Raw genomic sequence first — 22,692 nt, 5'->3', positions numbered from 1 at the left:
TCATAGATAAAGTGGCATAGCCGACTTGCTATATTATACATCAAATAACAGGAAATAAAATAGCAATTCCGGAGAGGATTTTCGGGGATAAAACCGGATCACTGTTAATTCTCATAAAAAATAGAATTCCCCGAAACGTTCGCATTCATGCCTTGAAAATGCCTTAACGTTTCAGGGAATTCTTTATTTGCTTTTCATGGATTTTTATTGATAGGAAAGGAATATCGTTAAGCCGCGGTCATCTTTGTCGTTCAGATACTTCAGATTATTAGTATTGATCTTACTGCCCGTACTCTTTGCGTTTGCATCCAATACCCAGTTCTGGATCTTGTACGGCGAAGCGGTTATCAGGCCGGCCACGGTCTGGTCATAATCGACGCTGTCATCCACATAGAAGGAAACGGATGAACTTTTCGACCGGATTGCCGACGCCAAAGCGGTTACGGCTGCGTTATCATCCGTATTATCCAGACTGCCGACCTTAATGCCCTTTACCTTAAAGTAGTTATCCGCCGTCGCCGTGCAGACCGGAACCGTAAGGTTGCACTCCGTCGCTTTTCCGCCGGCCTTGCCGTCGATCTGGGAATCGGTCAGCGTGGAAGCGCTCGGGAAAATCGTATGGGACTGCGTAATCACCGCGTCGTCAACGTTAAAGTAATTGTAAATCAACGTGCTGCTGTCGCTCCAGGTAATATCCAGGTGATACCAGTTCCCGTTGATCTTGATAACATTCCACATATGGTTTACATTGTTGCTCTGCCCGGTCAGAAGCATGCACTGCAGGCCGGCATAGCTGGAAAGAAGCTGCATTGCCCGGGAGTACCCCTCGCAGACAGCCTTGCCGTCAATCAGCATGCCGTAGGCGGAAAAGGCCTGCCAGATGTTATTGTTGGTAACCGCCTCGTTATTATACGTGCAGTTGTCCGCGATATATTTGAAAAGATACAGCTCACGGTCAAACTCGCTCAGCCCGGCGGGCATCGCCTTCATGACCGCGCTGATTTTCTGGTTCATTTTCTCAATCATCGTATTGCACGCTGCCTGCGGGGCAACCGAATACAGCTGGATGTAGGTGCCGCCGCTGCCGTAAGCGTAGGAATAGGCGTTTGCAAGCCAGAAAACCTGCGGGTTGTCGTTCAAAAACGCAAGCAGAATAATCCGGAGCTGCGCTTCGGAAAGCTGCGTTCCGGGCACAAAGATCCTCTGTGTCGGATAATATCCGTCTGCCGTGGGCTTTACCGCGATTTTATAAACGCTCTGAAAAATCTGCTTATATACGTTCCGGCTGGTAAGGTCGGGAAGAAAGTTGTAACCGTCGCGCTGGTCAATGTGCGTGTAGCCGGCCGGCCCCTGCGCCATGGTGCGGAGTACGTTTAAGTGCTGGCTGTTCTGCGCAGCGGAATCCTCTTTGATCCTCCGGACGGACGCGTTGCCGGAAACCTCTTGGGAAGAATTCTTAACCGCCGCCTTTTGCACGGTTTTCGCGGGAGCTGCCGCAGCGGAACTTGTCTTTTCTGCAATTTGAGAGGAAACTTTACCGCCCGCCTCCGAGAGAATCGAATCAAGATTTTTGTTTTGTATCTGCCCGCAGCCGGACAGCGGCAAAGTCATCATTGCGGCAGCTAAAATTCCCGCAACAATGGACCGGATTCGTTTATGGGTGATTACTTTCATATTCCATTTCCTCCCAGTTGTTTCATGCGCACATTATAGCATAAAAATGTGATTTTTATGTGAAAATTTTAAGAATTATCAAAAGGTTATACATATTCCGCGAAATATAGATAAAGCAAAAAATTTTTAAAATGATATGACGAAACCCGCAAGGTGTTTGCGGGTTTCATTCTGTGAATTTATCCGTTAAAACTTAATTGTCTTCCGGGTAGAATTTCCGCGCGTCGCCGCTCCGAATTTTGATTCAACCTTTACCGTTGTGGAAGCAATTGCTTTATTATTCTTATAAACGGTAAACACGATATCGGATTTTCCGGCTTTCAGCGCGGTTAGCTGAAACGTTTTGCTGCTTGTCTTTGTAACCTTAACGACCTTGCCCTTTGTGGAAGCCGCACGAACAGAGACGCCGGAGCCAACCAGATTGGCGCCGATCGTATAGCTGCTTCTGGGTGCCAGCACTAAACTCTTCGTATCCAAAGTCAGCGAGCCGATGCCGATGGATTTAAAGGGGATTTTATTTTTTGCCGCATAAGTCTGGATAAAAGAATCCGTATAGCCGCTGATCGTCAGATCGCTGCATCCGTCAAACGTATATTTTCCGACCGATTTTACCGCGCTTGCAACGACGATGCTTTTCAATCCCGAGCAATCGCTGAACGCGTAATTTCCGATGGAAGTCACCGTATCCGGAACCGTAATCTGCGTAAGGCTTTCGCACTCGTTGAACGTGCGGATACCGATGCTTGTTAACTTATTCGGAAGGGTGACGCTTTTTAAATCCGTGCACTGATCGAACGCATAGATGCCGATCGTCGCAACACTGTCGGGAATAATGATTTTTTTCAGTGCGGAGCATTCCTGGAACGCATATTTCCCGATGGAGGTTACGGAGTTCGGAATTTTTATATTTTCGATTTCCGTATGCTCCTTAAAGGCGTAATCGCCAATCGAGGTTACTGTATTGGGAATGGTAACGGCCGGGGCCGAACCATTATATCTCGTAAGCACACCGCCGATGATGGTGAAATCCGACCTTGCAGCCGAAGCGACCGCCGTGCCGCCATATTGCACGACACCCGTCAGAACAGCAAGAAGCAGGAAAAGGGACAACACCTTTTTCATCCGTAATTTGACCAATTTGTACTCCTCCTTTAATCATTGGAATATTCAGTTGTTTCATTATACCTCTTTTATTCTATTATTTCAATAATAAAAAATACCGCCTGAAACAGACGGCATTTTTTACTGGGAGGAGTATGAAAGGGGTATATATAAAACCTTATAAAAAGGGAGGGTTGTTGGTCTGCCGGCCTATGGTTCGGTATTCCGTCCTGGGCCATAGGCTGATAGCAGTAATTTTATCTTTAGAGTTTCCTTTATCTCCTTGGAATGATTCCAGTATACGGAAGGATTATGAGTTCAAAATGAAGATATTATAAAGGTTATGAGAAGAATCTATTACGAAATTAAAAATGCGAGTTTGATATTAAAAAGCGGTATGAAGCCAAAGTCCGCATGGACATACGTCCATACGGGCTTTTTGGCATAAGCTTATTCTATTTGGTTTTGATGTGCGATCCGAATCCTTCGGATTGACGCTTCGCCGCGGCACAGCAGCGGGCGTCCGGCTTCCACTCTCCTTTCCAGTTTCTCACCTATATGGCAGTATCGGCAGGCGTGAAACCACGCCGATGCGCGACCTAATGAACCGGCCTTCTGACGGCCTTCGTTTCCATCAGGGAGCAAAAATTCGGGAACTTTGACTTGTCGCAGTTCATTCCTTTATACTCCGAACCAAGCACACTGAATATCTGAAAAAGCAGAAGGGTTTCAAACGGCTGCGTACAGGCGCACCCGCTGCCTTCCAGTTCCAGCGCGTTCGTAAATCCGCTGTCCGGCGCGGAAGTGATTACAAAATCGCTGCATCCGTTGGCGCGGCAGTAGTCATCCAGTTTCCACATCCACTGAAAGTTCGCCGGGTTGACCGGAACAAACAGGTTGCAGATCCCGGGGGCAATCAAGTTGTTGATTCCGTGCAGATACTCTTCAAACTCATAGCTGTAAGCCGGAACACACAGCGTTTCCAATATCTTTAACGCCCCTTCGCACGCGGCCGCGTAGCCGGTGCCGTCGGAGATGATCGTATAAAACGGCTGCTCGGAAAGGTTCCTCAGATTCGCCTTGCAAAACTCTTTGCAGCGGGCGATATTCTGCGGAGCAGCCGCAAAGGAGCGAAGGAATTTGCTGCACACCGTTGCTTCCTTTTCGCAGTTCAGCCGCCCGGTCACGCTGCACAGCCGCATTCCGGCAAGATACAGCGTAAGCACCGACGCCGTCATCCCCTTGGTTTTCGGGCCGATAAATTCATCGCCGCAGTCAATAAGCTGGTGCACATCGCATGCTCCGGCAACCGGAGAGCTTTCGTCCGCTGTGAACCCCGCTACGGTAAAGCCTAATTTTCGGAATAGATGGATTGCCTGAATGGTTGAAATACTCAAGCCGGACTGGGACACGGCAAAAATCAGCGTGGTTTCCGGGTCCAGCAAGGGGGGCAGCGTACCGATTCGCGCGGGAACTTCCGCCTGTGCTTCCAGCCCCAGCATTTCCTGATAAAACTGGGCGGCAAGCAAAGAGGCGTTATAAGAGCTGCCGGAACCGACAAGGACAACGCGTTTGATCTTTCTTTCAAAAAACTTTTTCTCCAGCGGCTGAAACAGTTGCGATCTATTTTCCAGAATCCTGTTCCATACCGCAGGCTGTTCTTCCAAATATTGCAGCATTTTCTCCGCCATCAAATTACCCCTTCCGTAATCCATTGCAGACAGGTGAATGGTTTGTTTCAATGGTTTGATGTGGATATTTTTTAGACTTTCATTCTTTTCATTGATAATAATAAGCTTTATCTTTTTTTCAACGCGTTTGCCATGATAAACCAGCTTGCATGCGGAATCCATTGTTCCGCCCAGCGCCAGTTATCGGTTACCTCGCCGGTCGGCTTGTCAACAAAGGCAATTCCCTCCTCGTCGTGCAGACCACTGGTGATGCCGTTGCAAATGCCGCCCGGGCAGTTGATAAAATCGTAGCGCCCTTCAAAGAAATATTGAATATTGTTGCGGCCGTAGCCTTCGATCATGCAGGCGTCGAACGGATTGCATCCCATAATCCAGTCTAGCTGATCCTGTGCAAACCGGAGCAGTTCCTCTTGAAACTGCTTGTCGAAAGTACGCTCCGCAACGGCGCGCGCCGCGCTCGAAAGGGAGGCCAGCCTCGCGTTGTCGCCCTGCCACCACGGTTTTGCCGAGGATTCATGGCAGTAGAAGAAGCGGGTAATAAGCTGCCCGTTGTCATCGCGGTACTGATACCGGGGATATCCAAACGGGTTTGCGCCCTGTGAAGTCAGGTGCAGGCACCAGCGCATGGCCTTTTCCGCCGCCGCTTCCGTCCGCGCTTTTTCCTGCGCATCCGGTTCAATTTCCGCATAGGCAAGGAGCGCCAGTACCGGCATTCCTTCATCCGAAGCGGAAAAGAACGGTTCGCCGGGCAGAACGTCGAACCACGCCATGGCATCCCCATGGGATGTCATCCGGTTCATGATGCGGCTGGCCATTTCCTCCGCGCGGCTGAGATATTCATATTCGCGGGAAGCCTTATATAATTCTACTGCGGCGAACAGCGCGCAGTACTCGTCAATCAGGTTCCATCGGCCGTCGTTTGTATAGCGTTCGTTGTTCCGGTAAAGGGTATCCCACGCCCGTTTGGCCGCGGCAATATACTCCCCCTGCGAATAATCCGTTCCGGGATAATAATGGCGGGATGCCGCCGCAAGCGCCGCAATGCACATTCCCCCGCCCGAACGGAAACTGACTTCGTAGTTTTGATCACGGACGGTTTCTTCCTCCGCAGTCTCCGCCTTCTCCGAAAACTGGTCGCTCGAATGGTGGTATTCAAATCCGATCCCGCGATCTCCGTGCACACAGTTCAGCGAATGGATTCGCAGGACGGAAGTGAAAAACGAACCGGACGGAGCCTGCATGCGCATGATAAAATCCGCGCCGAACGTTCCTTCATCCAGCATGCGCCGTTCCATCATGGAGTATTCCCTATTTCCGGACTCCATCATTCGATCCGCCGCCTGGAAGAAAACATAGGCACTCCATCCCAACTGCTGGGGATTATGGGTCGTACTGTGGGATAAATGCGACATACGCATGCTGTAATCGCCGGTGGCGTCGAACCATCCGCCGTGAACATCCCGCACGCCCTCGCGCGGCCCGTGAAACGGCAGGCACCGGTCTTCCTCCAGCCATTCGCCGGTTGAGCGCTGTGCTTTAAAATAATAATTCACCGCATTCAGCATGCGCATCGTGTGCAGGTACACCGTAATTTCAAACGGGAACGAGCGAACCTTTCCCCGCGCTGTTTCCAGTTCAAGAATATATTTGCCCGGCTTTTCAATCGGAGAAAAATCCATTACCCAGTAGCTTCCGGTATTCCAGCGGTCAACCGCGCCCGCATACTGCGCGTTGCCGGTAAAAAGTATCTCGCCGCTGTCTTCTTCGATCAGGCGGAAGGATTTTGCGTCGTCGCCTTCCGCGCCCTGATACACCGCTTTTTTATAATCCGCAGTCTCATAGCCAAGATGATTGGTGAGAATTTTCATTTACGTTCGTCCTTTCAAACGGATTTCCGGCCGCTCTTAGAAGGGCAAATGACGCTGCACCGTGGCAGGGGAACATCCAGCCCGACCCTCCGCCGCTTTCAGGCTCTACGCGGGGGACCGGCTCCCGTGGCCGGAATTACGATATTCAATCGGCGTACAATGTACAAATTTTTTAAATGTTTTTGAAAAATGCGTGACGTCGTTAAATGCCAGATGATCGCTGATTTCATGTACTTTTAGAGACGGATCGCAAAGGAGATCCTTTGCTTTTTCGATCCGCATCTGATTCAGCAGATCATTAAAACTCTGGTGCATGTATTTATTCAGCAGCTTACTGAGATGCCATTGGCTTACATAAACCTTATCCGCAACATCGGTCAGCTTCAGTTTTTCGGTGTAGTGTTCTTTCATATACTTGAGCGCGGAACTCACGACGATACTTCCGGATTCGCCGATCGATTCCGCCGCCGAAAGGTCCATTTTCAGCGCGGAACCCGAATACAGCTGGTTCAGCTTCGCCGTCATTGCCTCCAGCGCCTCGTTGATTTCATCCATCTGCGAGGGCTTCAGCAAAAACCGGGTAACCCCCAGCTGGATTGCTTTTTGGGCGTATTCAAAATCGCGGTATCCGGTTAAAACCGTAATCTGCATATCGGGGAATTCGCTTTTCACCCCGGCAAGCATGGTTAATCCGTCAATATGGGCCATACGAATATCTGTAAACAGGACATCGGGCTTACATTCCCGAATCTTCTGCGCGCCTGTGGTTGCATCATCCGCGGTTGCAACAACTCTACACCCGTACTTTTCCCAGTTTACGACTTTCTTCAGACCTTCCACGATCACCGTTTCGTCGTCGATGAGAATAACGTCATACAAGTGCAAGACCTCCCGTTCTAACAAATTCAACTCTGCTATATCCTATTGCGCATACGGATGCAGAAAAAGATATTGTACATGCTTTCCTGATCGGAATCAACCCTTTACGGCGCCGATGGTCATTCCTTTTATAATATTTTTCTGAAGCAGGATGTAAACGATCAGAACCGGAATAACAACCAGAATCACCGAAGCGTTCATAAAGCCATAGTTGGTTCCCGCCTGGGAAGTAATCTGGCTGAGCAGAAGCGTAATCGTACGGGTTCCGGGACGGTCCAGAAAGAACATCTGCGTAAACAGGTCGTTGTAGGACCAAAGAAAAGTAAAGATCGAAACCGTGGCAAAAGACGGTTTCGCAACCGGTAAAATGATCTTGGTGAAAATCTGCACCACGTTGCAGCCTTCCAGAAAAGCCGATTCCTCCAGCTCAATGGGAAGGCTCTGAATATAGCCGCGCAGTACAACAATCGCGAAGGAAAGATTCCCGGCAACCTGCGGAAGAATAACGCTCAGCAGGGAAATCAGATCGTATTGATTATTAACGATTCCCCATCTGTATTCCATGCGGAAAACCGGGATAATGGTGGCAAATACGGGGAACATCATACTGGCGATAATCAGATTTTCCAGTATTTTTTTGCCGCGGAACTGATACCGCGCAAGGGCAAAAGCGCTTAAGCCGGCAAGGATAATGACGAGTACCGTTACCACTACGGATATGATCAGGCTGTTCAGATAAGCGTTTCCGATATCAATCCGTTCAAACGCCGTTTTAAAATTCAGTAAAGTAAACCGTTTTCCAACCGGCAAAGTAAACGAACTTTGCTGAATAAAAGCGTTCTTCTTAAATGAATTCATAATAACCCAGATAAAAGGGTATATCGTGGTCAGCGACCACATGATCAGCAGGAAATAAACAATAATCTTGCTGACGGTCACTGGTTTTTTCCGTTTTGACGCAGAAGTCATTGGTCTCTTCCTTTCAGTACTCTTTCTCTTTAAATATGCGGCTTGTGGCCTGAGAAAGGATGACTCCCAGCACGACGATCGCAATGGCGATTGTTGAACTGTAGTCTACATCCCCCAGCTTCCATGCCTGCTGGTACATATACGTACCGGTCATCCACGTGGTATCCATCGGCATTCCGGAGGGGAACATGACCCATGGCAGATCAAAAACTTTCAGTGCACCGGTGATGGCTAACACCAGGCAGGTGCAGAGTGTATTGCGAAGCAGCGGCAGAGTGATGCGCCAAACGCGCTGCATTTTGGTGGCGCCGTCGATTTCAGCCGCTTCATACAGTTCCGGTGAGATATTGTTCAGCCCTGTCGCGAGAATCACGAAGTAGAACCCCACGTACTGCCAGCAGACCGGAATGAACATGGTGGTAAGCGCGTGCGCCGTATCTTTCCAGTCCACCGGGGAGTTGGCGGCCTGAAGATGAAGGCTTTGCAGAAGCTGGTTGATCATGCCTCCGTCATACATAAACACCAGATTGAACATCAAACCGAGAGCGGTGGCGGAAATAACAATCGGGAAGAAGAAGGCTGTACGGAAAAACTGTGTGCCGGCACGGATATTGTCTACCAAAAGCGCCAGCACCAGTGCAATACCCACTTGGAAAACGATGGTGAGGAGAATCATTATAAATGTATTGCGCATGGACACACCCATAAGCGGGTCCTGAAAAAGCTTAACGTAATTTTCGTACCAGGGCTGATTGACGCCGAGCGCCTTATCCCCCAGCGCGGTAATATGTAAAAAACTGTTAATCACGTTCATGACGAACGGATAATATAAAAAGACGGTCATAAAAAGAAGGGATGGGATCAGAAATAAAAACAATGCTCCCTTTTTCCGATATATCATTGCATTCATGTGATTGCCTCTTTCTAAAAAAGCCGGGGAGAGGCATTCTCCCCGGCTCATCAAGTGAAATTGAATGGTAGGTCAATTATCATATCAGACTGTAAATCTGTGTATATTGACTTTAGGAAGCCTTGGAAGAAGTCTGCGCCACGAAAGCGTTCTGGGCGGCAATGACATCGCCTACGGCTTTCGTAATATCCAGTTGGCCGGTAACCATGTTCTTTACATCGGCAAAGAACGGGGTGCGTACGCTCTTGTTGTCCATCAGGTCTTCAACCGCAGCGGAAATCCCGGTAACTTTCTTGTTCATCTCGTTTACTTTCTTTACCAGAGGAGACGCTGTGCTCGGAGCGGTAACGCCGTTCTTCAGAGCGGAGATCGAACCGGCGGAGCAGAAGGTAGAAACAACGCTGTCCTCTGTCATATGGGAAATAAAGTCAACACATGCATCGCGTTTGTCCGGATCGTTCCAGGCTTTGGTCGTAATGAAATAGCCCATGGAGATACCGCCGATGTAGTCGGTGGAAAGTCTTGTGCTGCCCTTGACCGGCGGGAACGCTACGTCGATATTTTCGATATCCGGCTTTCCGTCGCCGTCCATATCTTCTTTCATGTTCTCTTCGAACCAGCCGACTTTCCAGGAACCGTCGATCATGAAGGCCGCTTTGTTCTGCGACATCAGATTATTGGTGTCCGCATCCGTTGTGGAGTTGGTGTTCTTGGGGAAATAGCCTTTTTCAAACAAGGTCTTCATGTCTTTCAGACCATTGATCCATGCTTTGCCGGAAGCGTCGCCGACGGCCTGCGGCATGGTGTTGAAGTCTTTCGCGCTCATATAGTTGTAGGCCAGGAATTCGAACCAGTAGTTCGGTACCTCCGCAAGGGAAGCGGCAATCGGCGTATAGCCTTTGTTCTTAATGGTTTCGCAGTCCTTCAGGAACTGGTCGTATGTATAGCCCACGACGGGAACCGTAATTCCGCAGTCCTTCAGAACCTTCGTATTCACAAACATGGATTCCCAGTAACCGTTTACAGGCACACTGTAATTTTTGCCGTCTACAGGAGAAGCGCCAAGCATATCTTCTCTCATATTTTTCGCGTAATCCGGATACTGTTTGCGGATTTCGTCAATCGAAACAACCTTGTTGTTTTTTACCAGCTTATTGGAATCCGCTCCGTTAAAGAAGAAGAGAACGTCCGGTTCGGAACCGACTTCGAAGCTGTTCATTACTTTGACCTTCCAGTCCTCATTGCCGGTGCCGGAAGAGTCTTTAATCGTATTCCCGGTCTTCTGTTCCCAGGATTTGAATGCGGTTTCATAAGCCTTTCTGTTGCCGTCGTCACCGCCATAGGAAGTGACTACATCCAGTGTAACCTTTTTGCCCGCCGGCGCAGCCGTTGACGGCGCCCCGCTTTTTGCCTCCGATTCGGCAGTCTTACTGCTTCCGCATGCTGTAAATACGGATGCTGCCATTAATGCCGACATCATAATCGCTATAATCCTTTTCATGATTTTCCTCCAAACTGTATAAATATTGTCTTGGCCTTCTATAAAATATCATAACTTTTTCACAATTCCATTACAACATATTAACTTGCCATTTGTTGTATAATATTGGTAACTATTCCAATTCTACGATTTTTTTCCCGCCGGAATGGTTATTCTGGCAACCGTGTCTCCATTTTCCAGCGGTTCGATTTGGAGATTTCCGAGAGGACCGTAAAGGATATGCAGCCTCTGGTAAACATTGTGAATGCCAAGGTTTCCGGAATGTTCATACTGCGGATTATAGTCGTCTGAAAGAAGTTCCGCGATTTTATTCTTATCTTTTTCGGTCATTGTGCCTGTGTTTTCCACTTCCAGGAAAAGCTGATTTTCCGCCCGGTAAACGCGGATGAAAATTCTGCCGTTTTTCTGCGAATCCACCCCGTGCTCCACCGCGTTTTCAAGAATCGGCTGCATGACCAGACGGGGCACCATACAGCCCAGCAGGGATTCATCGACATCCATTTCCACCGTCAGCCTGCTGCCGAGCCGCTGTTTGATGATATACAGATAGGAATTCACATATTTCATTTCTTCGGAAAGCGGGATCAAATGGATGTTCTTTCGGCACATGGCGGCGTTGAGCATGGTTGCAAGCGCATTGATCATATTCGATATTTTCTCATTCCCGATCATGCGGGATTCCCAGTTAATCAGCTCCAGCGTGTTATTCAGAAAATGCGGGTTGATCTGGGCCTGCAGCGCCATGATCTTTGCGTCCCGCAGAGCCAGCTCGTCATTGTAAATCTGTTCAAACTGCGATTTCAGGCGGTCGGACATCTGATTAAAATCGCTTGAAAGATGTTCAAAGTCCCGGTTCGGAAAATCCTCCTGCATATGGATGCCGAAATTTCCCTGCCCCAGTTCCTGATACATCTTCAGGAAACAGGAAATCGGCCGGATAACGTTGCGGGTAAAGAAGTAATACGCCCAGCACAGAAGGGGAATGACCAGAAGGCACAGCAGGACCATAAGGAGCTGGAAATGCTTCAGGGATGTCAGGATTTCGGAGTAATCAATCCCGATGGCATAATTCAGATTTCCGATTCCGAGTTTTTTCGAACCGGTAATGATCGACGGGTAACGGCGCGGATAATTTACGGCGGCTCTGTATTCCACCCGTGAAACCGGCGTTCCTTTCAGATTCAGGCCGCAGCCGTCGACCCAGATGGTGGCGTCTTTTTCATACACCACATTCGTCAGATTGCCAAAGGCGGTTGCCTCGTGAAGCTGCATAACAAGGGTTGCATAAGGCAAAAAGGTATAGCTGTTCACCAGGTTGCGCACCATGTAGTATTTTCCGTCTATGCTGCAAAAGCCGACCCGGGTGCCGAGCGACTGCGCAAACTGGCAGATCTCACTATGTATATTTCTATGATACTCCTGATATTGGACAAAGTTCATGCCGGACGACTCGTTGTAAGTGTAGTAAAGCGTATCGGGGTCGTCATTGTAATAGAGGATGGTCATGTCGAACTGGCTGTCGTTCAAATACTGCCTTTTCAGAAAGGTGGTTACATCGGCGTACAGTTCATCCGCCGTGTATTTCGTAACTTTCCGGTTTTGGTAACGGTCATAAGCCGCGGCGATATCGGGATTATACGTGGCGGCGTAGGAAGCGTTCACCGACGCGTCGATCTGCGCCGCGCAAAGCTCGGCGGAACTGGTGACGCTGTTTTTAATATTCTCCATCATCTGATTCCGGATTTGATTCGATGTGTAAACGCCCGCGATTCCGATGATCACCAAAAGCGGCAGCACCCAGCAAAAGGCAACGGTACATAATAAATTCGTTTTTAAAGAGCGCTTTCTATCCTCTTTCGGATTTTTCGTTCTTCTCTTCATCCATGTCCCCTCCATGTTCCCCTTTCAGGATATTCTCTGGTAGTATTATAGCGTATCTCTCCTGAATTTGGAAATCCTATTTCTTTGGCGGCCGATTCGTTCTTTCTCCTCACCGCGAATCCTTCAACGTTGCCCCCTGCGAAAAGCCGGTCGAAAGAATTTAGCCTGTTAAATTGCCCGCCCGGCCGTGATTTATTTACCATATGCCAAATTTCCTATGACAATCGAAGCATGCCGTAAAAATGCATCGGAACATACTTCCGGCCAATTGACAGTATGCCGTAAAATATGGTATGATCAGTTGGAATTTAGGTTATGAAAACCTGAAAAGTGATCGGATGGAATCCTGTTTCGAAACCTGCAATGAATTTAAGCCATGAAGGTTTGCTCTGTGAGGGCACGGACTTTCATGGCTTTTCATATCCTGGGAGGGTAAAAACGGGAAGAATCCATCGTACGCCGGATTTTCGGAAAGATAAAGAAGAGAATAAACCCAGCCTTGGAGGTCTGAAAGATGCATGAACTCCCCGTAGTCCTTGACATTGTTCATGTAATGGACGAAGAAGCAAACAAAAACGGTATGAAGGAAATTACCCGGATTTCTTTGGTAATCGGCGAGCTGTCCTCGATTATCGACGAATCCGTACAAATGTATTTTGAAATCGCGGCAAAGGATCATCCCTGCGAAGGGGCAAAGCTGGTTTTTGAACATCGGCCCGCCATGCTCAAGTGCCAAAGCTGCGGAAAGGAATTCCCCCACGAAAAGAACTTCCAGTGCCCGGATTGCGGCGGCGATTCCAATTTGATCAAAGGAACCGGGCGGGAATTTTATATTTTATCATTTGACGGACAGTAAAGTACTGATTTATAACATGGAAAGGTGAATGAAAATGGAAGTCATTATTATGAAAGAACTGCTGGAGGGCAATGAAAAACTCGCGGAAGAAAACCGCAAATATTTTGCCGACCGGCATCTCCTTGCCGTAAACCTGATGGGCGCTCCCGGCGCGGGAAAAACCACGCTGATCTCCGCAATCGCCAAAGAATTGAAGGATATTCCCATGGGCGTAATCGAGGGCGACATCGCTTCCTCCATTGACGCGGAAAATCTGGAAAAGCAGGGCCTGCGTTCTTCGCAGATCAACACCTGCGGGGAATGCCATCTGGACGCGCGCGTGATCCGGAACGGCGCCGATCAGATCGACATGCACGACGGTATTGTATTTATTGAGAACGTCGGCAACCTGATCTGCCCGGCGGAATTCGATCTGGGCGAATCCGTCCGTCTGCTGGCCGCCAGCGTACCGGAGGGCGACGACAAACCGTTTAAATACGTGCCGATGTTCAGCTACATCGATGTGGTTGCGTTAACAAAATGCGACCTGAAAGAGGCGGTCGGCTTTGACAGCGCGAATTTTCTGAAAGGTCTGCGGGCCGTTTCAGAAGCGCCTGTTTTCGAAGTAAGCTTAAAGAAAAACGGAAATGCGGCCGGAATCGACGCCCTTGCCCGTTTCCTGAAAGAAAAATACGAGCAGATGCATCAATAATTTTCGATCAAAACTCCCGTAAGATTGGCTCTTTGGACAAATCTTACGGGAGTTTTCCTGTATACCGAAAAGAATTGATCTGAATAAAAAAGAAAGAAATCCCTGCATTCCTTGGAATTAGTTACATCAAATAACCGATCTCCGCCTGTCTATACTAATCTGTGGTAGGTCAGTATGCAGGGGAGGTGGTAATATTTCGAAAAACCGTTCTTTCTATATCGCCGTTCTTTTTTTAAGTTTTCCAATTATTTTGTTTACGATATACCATAATTTTCCTGTTTCCAAAACGGAAAACAAATCGGAATCCATTTTTGAATTTTCAAGCAATGGAATCGAAAAGGCTCTGGAAAATCGCTCATCGGAAGCTGCCGTGCAGGCAAAGCCGAAGGAAATCGACCCAGCCAAAAAGAATCCTTCTAAGCCTTCCGCGGAAAAAGCATCGTCAAGGCCGGGGGAAAATAAAAAAACGGGTATCAATCCTCCGAAATCCTTTCTGAAGTATCAAAAGAAATACCGTTTGGTTGCTATTCCTACTTATGAAGGTACCTTTCAGCTTACCCACCCGAAAATCCTTTATTTCGAGAACGGCTGGAACGGCTATAAATACTGGATGTCTATGACGCCGTATCCCCGCGGTGTGGATCTTTACGAAAACCCAAGCATTGTTGTTTCCAACGACGGCAATACCTGGTCCGCCCCGCCGGGCTTAAAAAATCCGCTTGTCAAGCCTCCTAAGGACAGCAAGGCAGGCGGGCATTATTCCGATCCGCACCTGGTTATGCGCGACGATATTCTGGAGCTTTGGTACCGGTATAATCCCGCAAAAGCGAATGCGAAAAACCGGCGTCTTCCCGATAATTCCGTGAATATTTATTTTCGCAGAAGGTCTGTGGACGGTATCAACTGGACGCCGCCAGAAAAATTGCTGCAGAGTAAAGACGGGCATTTAAGCCTTTGCGAATTGTATCAGGATGACTTTTACGAAACATGGTACGCCACCTACGGCGGGGCCTTATTCTATTCACAAAGCAAAGACGCCAAAACATGGTCTTCCCCCATCCGCTGCGACGTCCCTTTGCCGAAGGGATTCCAGTCTTATCATCAGGACATGATCAAGTATGGTTCAACCTATTATCTGCTTCAGACGGCCGAAAAAACAGAAAGCTATCCCTTTCAGCTCTTTCTGTTAACATCGAATGACGGAATTCATTTTAAGAATTCGCAGCAAATCTATCCGGACAAAAGCACCGGCCCCTGGGATAAGATTTCCTTTTACCGGAGTACTTTATTCATCAAAGACAATCAGCTGAATGTTTATATTTCTTTAATTATTCCGCATCTGAACTGGTTTATAACGAAAACAATCCTGCCGATTCCAAATCCGGCTGGATAAGGCCAAATCGAAATCATATGCCTTCACCTCATTCCGCAAAAAGGAGCTTGATGCAATCCGCACCAAGCTCCTTTTTATTGAAAGATTTAAAAAACCGTTCATTCGCAGGACGATTCAAATTCCTGTCTGCGGCGCAGGCGAATGACAGGATGTTATCCTGCCAAAACTCCGGCGGTGCAAGGACATTCTGTACTGCGGTTATTTTAATACCGCGGCTCCTATGATTCCGGCGTCGTTTCCAAGCGCCGCCCGGATGACTTTCGGCGGTTCAACCTTATCGCTGCCAAAACAAAGACGGCTTACATGATCGTTGATCGGGTCCAGCAGCCGGGCACCCTCATTGCAGATTCCGCCGCCAAGGATAACGCATTCCGGACGAAAGATATTCACAAAATTGACTACGCCTTCGCTGAGATAGGAAATATAATCTTCCACAACCTGTTTCCCTGTTTCGTCCCCCTGCTTCTCCGCTTCAAAAGGAGTCCGACCGGAAATCTGCTCAAGGTTTCCGCCGCAAAGCTTCCAGATCACGGATTCCGGGTGATTTTCCGCGGCACGCTTCGTCTGCCGGATGAGTGCGCTTGCGGACGCATACGCCTCAAGACAGCCATGGCGTCCGCAAGTACAGCGTTCGCCGTCTTTTATTAAGACGGTGTGTCCCAGCTCCGCGCCGGCGGAATGACAGCCCGCAAAAATCTTTCCGTCCAGGATTACGCCGCCGCCGACTCCGGTTCCAAGGGTCAGGAGCACGGCATTTTGATACCCCTTCGCGGCGCCCGCCGCCACCTCTCCCAGCGCCGCGCAGTTCGCGTCATTGCTGAGACGGCAGGGAAGGGGAATCCACTTCCGCAATTCGGCAACCAAAGGGACGTTTTCCCATTGAATATTATTGGAATAAATCACCGTTCCGGTTTCCGAGTCACAGATACCCGGGCTTCCGATTCCGACGGACGCGCACTGTTCCAGCGAGATTCCGGCTTTTTGCAATGCGCTGAAAACCGCTTTTGCCATATCTTCAATAATCTGCGGATAAGGACGCTTCGCCTGCGTCGGTACGGAATGCTTCGCTATGATACGAAGGTTTTCATCCACGATTCCGACCGCGATATTGGTTCCGCCGAGATCAATGCCGATCCGGTAGGCGGGAGGGGCGGGAACCCATGTGTGTAAGGCTTGAAAGTTACCGCTTACCGTGCAGTCTCCCAAACCGGCAGGCAAAAAGAGACTGTCTCCTTTTTTGAATTCCAGCCTGCCGTACCTCCATTCGATTTTTCCGTTCCCATCGAGACACAAAAGATGGTGAAAGCTATTTTCATCCGAATGAATCGGGACAGCCGTATCGGTTTCGATTTTATCCACCGTAAAATACCGGCAGCTTGCCAGATGGTTTTCCCATTTCCGTACCGGGGCAGGTTTGAGGGAAGCCACATCGAGCGCCTTTTGGATATGCAGCGGGCGCTTATTGCCCTGCGCATCCGTGCGGTTATAATCGTAAACACGGTAGGTAACATTGGAATTCTGCTGAATTTCCGCAATCAAAATTCCTGCGCCGATCGCATGGACCGTTCCCGCCTCAATGAAAAAAACGTTGCCAGGATGCACCTCCACCCGGTTAAGAACCTGAAGCAGGGTTCCGTCCTCAATGTGCTTCTGAAATTCCTGTTTCGTAAGCTCGCGGGTCAGGCCGTAGTACAGCGCCGCCCCCGGTTCACAGTCCACCACATACCACATTTCCGTTTTCCCCTGCTGGTGCTCCGCCTGCGCGGCATAGGCGTTGTCCGGATGCACCTGTACCGAAAGGTCTTGTTTCGCATCGATTAATTTGATTAAGATGGGAAATTCCCCGAACTCTTCACAGTTTTTTCCGAGCAGGCCTTTCCCCTGTTCTTCAATGTATCGAGCCAGCGTTTTCCCCCGATCTTTTCCCTGTGCAATGGTACTGGGGCCGTCCGGATGGCAGGACAGTTCCCACGTTTCCGCGATCCTGTCCTTTTCACTTTGCTTTCCGAATTCTTTTTTCAGCCTGTCTCCTCCCCAAAGGTAGTCCTTACCGGCCGGTATTAATTTTACTGCTTCCATTGGAAACGGGGCCTCCTTATGATAATTTCGTGTTTTGTTTGCTCTCCCGCCGCATCACCGTGAGCGCAAAGTTTTCCTGTAAATTTTTAATTATATATTAACACAAATTGATCTCTTTTCCAAAGCCAATTAAAACGCCGCATTGCCTACTCCGACTTTATTGCAAGTTCCGCTCCGTTTCCATCGGCATCCCTATCCCAAAATTCAAAATAAGAACCTTATATTTCGAATATTCAATTTCCGCATTATGGAATTGTGATAAACTATACAAATATGTGTTATAATTTTACGTTTTTATTCATTTTGTTCGGATCGTATTTTTATGTATAGGAGAACGATCATGAATTTTAAACGAATCAAATCGATAGGCTGTTTCTTTGTTCTGCTTTTATTCTTAATTCCGGCCACATTCGGCTGTGAAAATCAAACGGCTGTGAAAGCAGACCCGCCGGTTACCCTCATTTGGTGGCAGATCGGCCCCCAGCCTGCCGATTTTAACAAAGTCTCCGCAAAAATCAATGAATACTTAGAAGAAAAAATCAATGTTCACCTTGACCTTCGCTACTGCGATATTAACGGTTATACCTCAAAACTCAGCCGCATCATCCAGTCCGGCGAATATTACGACATGGCCTTTACCAGTTCATGGGCAAACCCGTTCATTACCAACTCCAATGCCGGCGCTTACCGCGATCTGAAAGACCTTCTTCCGGAATACGGGCGGAGCCTGACCGGCACGATTCCGGACCAGCTTTGGCGTACCGTAACGATTGACAGCCATATTTACGGCGTTCCCGTCTATAAAGATTCCGTTTTTGCGCCGTATTTCGTATTTAATAAAAATGAGCTGGATAAACTCGGCTTAAAAGCGCAGGATTTTAATACGTTGGAAAAGCTGGAACCCGCGCTGGCAGCTTATAAGAAGGCCCATCCCAAATCTTATCCGCTGGAATTCCTGGCGGATGAAGGGTACCACGGCTTTTTCGATGAATTTGATATGCTGCTGGGAAACGATCTGCCCATCGGCGTACAGTTAACCGACGGGAAAGCAACCGTAGTCAACCCCTTTGAAACGGACATTATTCAGAAGAAATGGGATACTTTGCATCGCTATTATCAGATGGGCTATATCAATCCAGATTGTACGACGCTGCAAAAACGCCCGGATATTGTATTTTGCTACGGCGCGCACGGCTATCCTTATGCGGACGTTACCTGCTGGTCCGATCACTATCCGGCGGTCGGCGTACCCCGCTATGATTCCTATTTCACGACGGGTTCCGTTACCAGCGCAATCAACGCGGTATCCGTACTGTCCCGGCATCCGGAAAAATGCATTCAGGTTCTGGACCTCATTGATTCCGACGTGTATCTGCGGAATCTTCTTGCTTACGGCATTGAAGGCGAAAACTATGAGCAAACAAGCAAAACCTCTGTCCGAATGCTCAATTACCGCTGGAATCCCATGACTTTTTCACAGGGTACCTATTTTAACCTGTATACCGTCGACCCCGCGCCAAGAAATCTTTGGACGGCGCTGAAACGGCAAAACGACAGCTCGAAATTCTCCCCCATTTTGGGTTTTTCCTTTGACTCAAGGCCCGTTGAAAGCCAGGTAGCAATGGTGAAAAGCGAATTTGCTTCTTATAAACCGGATGTACTGTCGGGGGCGCGTTCGCGAAAAGAAGTGTATAACCAGATGATTGCCTCGCTGAAAGCGAAAGGGCTGGACGATATTCTTGCGGAAGCCCAGAAACAGGTTGATCAATGGAAAGCCGGAACGGCTAAAGAAACGAAATAACCATGAAACCGCTGTCTGCCCTGCACAGACGGCGGTTATTTTATGTAAGGCCGCCCCTTGCAATTAAGTTGCGGAACTCATTGGGGGACATCCCGTAAAACTTTTTAAAGCGGATATAAAAATAACTCGGATTCTTATAGCCCAGCATTCTTGCGATACTGTTTACTTTTACATCCATTTGGCTGAGCATGGCTTTTGCCTTTACCAACCGGCACCGATTCAGATAATCCGAATACTGCTGCCCGACCTTGCTGTTGAACAGAGAACCCAGATAGTTCGCGTTTACATTGAATTTCTCCGCCAAAAGACGAAGAGTAAGGTCCTCCGCATAGTTTTCATTGGTATATTCGATCATGCGCTTAATAATGGGAGGATACGCGTTTTTTACAAGTTCCATACTGGTGATGATATTTCCCGCTTCCTCCCGGAGCATCTTTTCAAACTCCCCTAAATCTTCCTGCATCTGCACCTGTTTGAGCATGCCGGAAATATCGAAATAACGGTCGCGGATATCGAGGTGGTATTCTTCCGACACTTCCCGGAAAACGAGCATGATTCCAAGGCAGTAATTATAGGCTTCGACCGGCTTTAAATCCATATTTCGGATTTTATCCATCAGACAATCGATTGCTTTTCTTGCCTGCTCTTTATCCATCGCAATAACGGCTTTGCTGAGCGGGCTGTATTCTTCCCTTCCCAGCTTAATCTCTGCGTTTTCACCGACGAAATCATCAAATACGATAAGCCGCTTCTCTTTCATGAATTTCAGATAGGGTTTCATTACGGAAATCGTTGAATAACTCATGCTTACCTGTTTATAGCCGGAAACGGTTTTTCCGACAAGAAAACGATAATGGTCTTCAAACAGCTCTTTCAGTTCAAAATCAAAGCCCCGGATTTTTTCTTTTATTTGAGTTTGCGAATCCGCGGAAAAAATGACGCATAAACGCTCGTCAAATGTCTCATAGAGTTCCGTGTCCGGAACGATTCTCCTTAAATCATCCGCAACCGGTCGGGAAGCGCCGCCTTTGTCCAGTACCAATCCAACCGCATAATACGGTTTCTCAAGAGTGATGGAAAACAGCTCTTTTCTGAGTTGAAACTGGGATTCATCGAGACTGTCACAGCACCACCGGTACAGCGTATTGATGCGAAGCATATCCATGGTGCTCTGATTATAAAACACCGCGTCATTCTCCATTTTCTTGATTGAGTTTTGTAACGTATCCGCTAATTCGGTATTACTGATCGGTTTTAAGATATAGTTATCAATGCCTAGCTGCATGGCTTCCTTTGCATAGGAAAACTCGTCGTACGCGCTTAAAACGATAAAGCGGGATTTCGTATTGCCGTCCGCCTTGATTCTCCGTATTAATTCCAGCCCGCTCATGCCTTCCATACGAATATCCGTCAGGATCATTTCGAACGAACGGCTTTCAATTTTTTTCAATGCCTCCTCGCCGCTCAGCGCCGTCTCAACACAAGTGATCTGCAATTTTTTCCAATCGATCAGACTTTTAATCCCATTCAGGATTGCCGCTTCGTCGTCCACGACCAATACGGAATATTCCATCCTTACACCCCTCCTCTCTTTGGAATCCGGACAAGAGAAACCATCATATCCTCTTCATTTCTTTCCAACGTCAAACCGTATTGGTCCCCGTAAACGTTCTTTATGCGCTGGTTCACATTCCGTATTCCGATGTATTTTCTCGACTGAAAATCTTCTTCCTGATGAAGAATTTTATTGATGTCATCCACCTTCTCCCGGGACACCGGCATTCCCAGGCTTTCCACCCGAATCAGCACCTCATCTTTCTGATTTTCATCTTCCGCCACCAGAATCAAAAGGGTATTTTCTTCGGCGGCGTGATTGACTCCATGGATAAAAAAGTTTTCAATTAACGGCTCCAGGAGGAATTTTATGGTTAAGCAGTCCATAAGCTGCGGTTCCGCATCGATACAATAATCAATTTCCGTGTTTTCATAGGCCATTCGAAACAGTTCAATAAAGTTCCGGCTGTATTCGATCTCACTTTCAATCGTAATAAATGTATCGTCCTTCGCTAAATTCCGGTACATTGACGCTAAGTTATAGATCATTTTCTGTACGACGGTATCGTTATTTGTAAGGGCCTTCATGCGGATGATTTCCAGCGTGTTGTAAAGGAAATGCGGATTGATTTGATTCTCCAGCGCTAAAAGCTGCGCGTTTTTACTCCGGAGCTGCGCTTCGTAGGTGCGTTTGATATACGCCTGCAATTGCTCGCACATTTGATTGAACTGCTCGCTGATCAGCCCAATGTCGTCCTTCTGCGAATCGCAGTCGATTCGAACGGTAAGGTCGCCCTGCTTTACACAGTTGATTCCTTCGAGCAGCCGGTCCATACGCCTTTGATTTTTTGACATAAAATATTTTAAGGTTTCCGCCGCGCTGATTAAAACCAGAAAACCGGCTCCCAGCATAATCAGCGCGTCCTTTACAATCCAAAGCGCGATATCGCGGTCGCTGGTCGATACCGTCACATACGTGCCGCCCCGCACCAGATTGGTTTTCCGGTTCTCTCCGTTCGCATAACGGGATTTGTATTCCCGATCGGTTAAATTCAGGAAATCCACCTTTCCGGTATTCCGGTTATATTCAAACAATTTGCAGGTATCGGATTGTTTCACCGCAGCCGTGTGGATAAGTCCCTTCTCATTGATCAGCCCATCCGCGATAAATTCCTGCAAATCGTAAACGAACATGACTCCGGTTTTGGTTGAATTTTTAACCAGCATATTATTGAGCAAACGGGAATAACTGCCGTACGGCTTCCCCTGTAAATGGATATACTCCCCTACCTTTTCCGCAAGCTGTTCGTATTCCTTGTAAAAATTATTCTCTTTCCGCTTTGCTTTATAAAGTTTCGGATTCCCGGAAGAGGCCGCGTCCCTGTCATAGACCGCGATGCGCTCTCCCTCGAATCCATAAAAAACAATGTAGACAAGCTGACTGTTATTTGCGAAATTCTGGCTGATGAACTGCTCTTTGCCCCTGTAATTACTGGACGACTGGTTTGTAATACTGTCGAAACGCTTCTGCTTGTATTCTGTTTCCTCTAAATTCATATAGTTGCAAATGTCGTTCAGCGTAAACAGATCGCCATACACCATGTCGATCGAGGATTCGAAATTACTCTGTGTGGCGGAAAGATAACTGGTGACGGAGTTAAGCAGCGCATTTTGCTGTCTTTCCGCGCGGCTGACGATCACCTGCCCGGCATAGATAACGGCCGCGGTATAAATCAATAAAAATACAAAGCAAAGAACAATCGTACTCACTTTGAACATGCGGCGTAAAATCGATAATCGGGTTTTTTCCAAATCTACATCCCCTTTGGAGCATACCATCTATT

16 protein-coding genes are annotated in these 22,692 nt (G+C 48.0%); 4 read left to right on the top strand and 12 right to left on the bottom strand.

Annotated features, from left to right (window positions below; genetic code table 11):
* Nucleotides 1-204 precede the first annotated feature (204 nt).
* The 9 genes from OUY18_RS06000 to OUY18_RS05960 form a co-directional block, all read right to left on the bottom strand.
* A complete protein-coding gene (locus tag OUY18_RS06000; RefSeq protein ID WP_268057842.1) occupies nt 205-1,674 on the bottom strand; it encodes a transglutaminase domain-containing protein in 1,470 nt (489 codons plus the stop codon).
* A gap of 186 nt (nt 1,675-1,860) precedes the next feature.
* Nucleotides 1,861-2,811, bottom strand: coding sequence for a leucine-rich repeat domain-containing protein (locus tag OUY18_RS05995; RefSeq protein WP_268057841.1), 951 nt, complete (start codon nt 2,809-2,811; stop codon nt 1,861-1,863).
* A gap of 563 nt (nt 2,812-3,374) precedes the next feature.
* Nucleotides 3,375-4,628, bottom strand: a complete 1,254-nt coding sequence (locus tag OUY18_RS05990) for an SIS domain-containing protein (RefSeq protein ID WP_268057840.1) — start codon at nt 4,626-4,628, stop codon at nt 3,375-3,377.
* Nucleotides 4,574-6,334, bottom strand: coding sequence for a glycoside hydrolase family 9 protein (locus OUY18_RS05985; RefSeq protein ID WP_268057839.1), 1,761 nt, complete (start codon nt 6,332-6,334; stop codon nt 4,574-4,576). Before OUY18_RS05985 ends, OUY18_RS05990 begins: the two co-directional genes overlap by 55 nt.
* 105 nt (nt 6,335-6,439) lie before the next feature.
* Nucleotides 6,440-7,213: a response regulator transcription factor gene (locus tag OUY18_RS05980; RefSeq protein ID WP_268057837.1), complete on the bottom strand. Its 774-nt coding sequence runs from the start codon at nt 7,211-7,213 to the stop codon at nt 6,440-6,442.
* 96 nt (nt 7,214-7,309) lie between these two features.
* Nucleotides 7,310-8,182 carry a carbohydrate ABC transporter permease gene (locus tag OUY18_RS05975; RefSeq protein ID WP_268057835.1) on the bottom strand — a complete coding sequence of 291 codons (873 nt, stop codon included), beginning with the start codon at nt 8,180-8,182 and terminating at the stop codon, nt 7,310-7,312.
* Nucleotides 8,183-8,195: 13 nt separating this feature from the next.
* Nucleotides 8,196-9,092: a carbohydrate ABC transporter permease gene (locus OUY18_RS05970; protein WP_268057834.1), complete on the bottom strand. Its 897-nt coding sequence runs from the start codon at nt 9,090-9,092 to the stop codon at nt 8,196-8,198.
* A gap of 112 nt (nt 9,093-9,204) precedes the next feature.
* Nucleotides 9,205-10,593, bottom strand: coding sequence for an ABC transporter substrate-binding protein (locus tag OUY18_RS05965; RefSeq protein WP_268057833.1), 1,389 nt, complete (start codon nt 10,591-10,593; stop codon nt 9,205-9,207).
* Between the two features lie 123 nt (nt 10,594-10,716).
* The gene (locus OUY18_RS05960; protein WP_268057831.1) at nt 10,717-12,474 is read right to left on the bottom strand and encodes a sensor histidine kinase; all 1,758 of its coding nucleotides are present in this window, start codon (nt 12,472-12,474) and stop codon (nt 10,717-10,719) included.
* A gap of 514 nt (nt 12,475-12,988) precedes the next feature.
* On the opposite strand from OUY18_RS05960, the gene OUY18_RS05955 reads away from it, so the two are divergent.
* From OUY18_RS05955 to OUY18_RS05945, 3 genes are all read left to right on the top strand, one after another.
* Nucleotides 12,989-13,330: a hydrogenase maturation nickel metallochaperone HypA gene (locus tag OUY18_RS05955; RefSeq protein WP_268057830.1), complete on the top strand. Its 342-nt coding sequence runs from the start codon at nt 12,989-12,991 to the stop codon at nt 13,328-13,330.
* A 34-nt stretch (nt 13,331-13,364) separates the two neighbouring features.
* Nucleotides 13,365-14,021, top strand: coding sequence for a hydrogenase nickel incorporation protein HypB (gene hypB, locus OUY18_RS05950; RefSeq protein ID WP_268057828.1), 657 nt, complete (start codon nt 13,365-13,367; stop codon nt 14,019-14,021).
* Nucleotides 14,022-14,271: 250 nt separating this feature from the next.
* The gene (locus tag OUY18_RS05945) at nt 14,272-15,414 is read left to right on the top strand and encodes a hypothetical protein (RefSeq protein ID WP_268057827.1); all 1,143 of its coding nucleotides are present in this window, start codon (nt 14,272-14,274) and stop codon (nt 15,412-15,414) included.
* 198 nt (nt 15,415-15,612) lie between these two features.
* Here the strand turns inward: OUY18_RS05945 and OUY18_RS05940 are convergent, their stop codons facing one another.
* Entirely contained in the window at nt 15,613-17,493 is a 1,881-nt protein-coding gene (locus OUY18_RS05940) for a type I phosphomannose isomerase catalytic subunit (RefSeq protein WP_268057825.1), read from the bottom strand.
* Nucleotides 17,494-17,833: 340 nt separating this feature from the next.
* Between OUY18_RS05940 and OUY18_RS05935 the strand changes: the two genes are divergently transcribed.
* Nucleotides 17,834-19,294 carry an ABC transporter substrate-binding protein gene (locus tag OUY18_RS05935; RefSeq protein WP_268057824.1) on the top strand — a complete coding sequence of 487 codons (1,461 nt, stop codon included), beginning with the start codon at nt 17,834-17,836 and terminating at the stop codon, nt 19,292-19,294.
* A gap of 40 nt (nt 19,295-19,334) precedes the next feature.
* Here the strand turns inward: OUY18_RS05935 and OUY18_RS05930 are convergent, their stop codons facing one another.
* Nucleotides 19,335-20,867: a response regulator transcription factor gene (locus OUY18_RS05930; RefSeq protein ID WP_268057823.1), complete on the bottom strand. Its 1,533-nt coding sequence runs from the start codon at nt 20,865-20,867 to the stop codon at nt 19,335-19,337.
* Nucleotides 20,868-20,869: 2 nt separating this feature from the next.
* Nucleotides 20,870-22,660 (bottom strand): sensor histidine kinase, encoded by a 1,791-nt coding sequence (locus OUY18_RS05925; protein WP_268057822.1) that lies wholly within the window; start codon nt 22,658-22,660, stop codon nt 20,870-20,872.
* Nucleotides 22,661-22,692: the final 32 nt, after the last annotated feature.

Source organism: Caproiciproducens galactitolivorans (assembly GCF_026672255.1).
Lineage (GTDB): Bacteria > Bacillota > Clostridia > Oscillospirales > Acutalibacteraceae > Caproiciproducens > Caproiciproducens galactitolivorans_A.
The sequence above is the reverse complement of the archived record's forward strand: the minus strand, read 5'-3'. Positions and strand labels throughout refer to the sequence as shown.